Source organism: Xanthovirga aplysinae (genome assembly GCF_009711365.1).
Classification (GTDB): domain Bacteria; phylum Bacteroidota; class Bacteroidia; order Cytophagales; family Cyclobacteriaceae; genus Xanthovirga; species Xanthovirga aplysinae.
This window is the reverse complement of the sequence record NZ_SMMB01000588.1, coordinates 1-1,279: the sequence shown is the minus strand read 5'-3', so window position 1 is coordinate 1,279 and position 1,279 is coordinate 1. Positions and strand designations below refer to the sequence as shown.

Below are 1,279 nucleotides of genomic sequence, written 5' to 3'. Positions count from 1 at the left end.
AAACCATCTTCCAAAACAGAAGGAGGGCATATCCATCTTCAAATTATACTAAAAAAGAATTCCGATTTTATGAATTGGATGATTTCAAGTACACAAACCAGAGATGGTCAAATAATTTTTGATAAGGAGTCAGGATCAATCACCTTTAAAAAAGCCTACTGCATTCGATACAAAGAAGTGTTTAAAGCTAATAATAATAGCCCTTTGATCCTCGAATTGGAAATAGTTGCCAAAGCAATAGAAAGGAAATCAATCACTCACCAAAGGAATTGGGGAAGTGAATAATCCCTAAACATCACTATTTTGTAAAGGTTACAACACCTTCCATATTAGCGTGAAAGGTTTATTCCTATCAGTGAATACTTTTTGCCAAACAGGCAACCCTGATTTCTTCTTGTTCTCTATTTTTTGATTTAGTGAAGAAAAAAACTTGAAAGATAGTTAGCAATTTTTTGCCAAAACCCTAGACAACCGTACGGAGCATTTGTAACCTAATCTCTACCAATGCAAAGCCATTTACCAAATATTGCTTAACCAACTTCAGAAATATTGGTGAAGATCATATTGTTTAATTCAGGAGTTTGATGATGAGATATTTATTTTTTTTAATTACGACTTTAACTGTTCTTTCCTATTCTTCACAGGCACAAACTACCCCCCATCCAGGGGATAAGAAAAATGAAAATCATAATTTAAAGGAGGAGAGTACTGCTGAAGAGCATCTTCACATTTTACAAAACCGGGTAAAAAGATTAAAAGCACTTTCAGCCACAAGCTTTCTAACTTCCAAAGGAGGCTATGAAGGAGCACTAGGTTTTAGGTATTCCTTCACACCCGTTTATGCAATAGAGCCAACCCTACAATATTCGGTTGTGAAACGCCCTTTTTCCACTAACCTAACCCAAACCTTATTTCGAATTAATAATTATTTCAATTTATATCGTTTTCAACTCCTTTCCATTAATCCTTATTTGTCTCCAATGGTAGTTCTTATTCAAAATGGAAGCCCTATAGAAACCGATGAAAAAGAGGAATTACAAATGGGAGCAGCACTGGGATTAGAAATGGAAAGTTATATCACTTATAAGCTAGCCATTGCTGTGGGCGGAGGTCGCAGGATGCTTTATAAGGAGAGTTCCGGATTTAATTTCCAAACTGAAGGCTACTTATCCCTTAGGTTTCTTTTTAATGCTGTCCCCAAAAAAGAGGCCAGAACAATATTGCGCTATTTTTAACTTAAAATAAGAAATTAAGAGATAGTGACTTCATTTTTTAGACC

Annotated in this window: 2 protein-coding genes; both read left to right on the top strand. The window is 35.1% G+C overall.

Annotation, left to right across the window (positions count from 1 at the left end; translation table 11 throughout):
• A partial coding sequence (tssD, locus tag E1171_RS02985; RefSeq protein ID WP_187696217.1) for a type VI secretion system tube protein TssD occupies positions 1-285 on the top strand: 285 nt, incomplete at its 5' end.
• Between the two features lie 299 nt (positions 286-584).
• On the top strand, positions 585-1,235 hold the full coding sequence (locus E1171_RS02980) for a hypothetical protein (protein ID WP_155203935.1): 651 nt from the start codon (positions 585-587) through the stop codon (positions 1,233-1,235).
• Positions 1,236-1,279: the final 44 nt, after the last annotated feature.

What these genes read in the sequence shown, in the direction of transcription:
- E1171_RS02980 (WP_155203935.1), top strand. Translation starts at nt 585, where the DNA reads ATGATGAGATATTTATTTTTTTTAATTACGACTTTAACTGTTCTTTCC.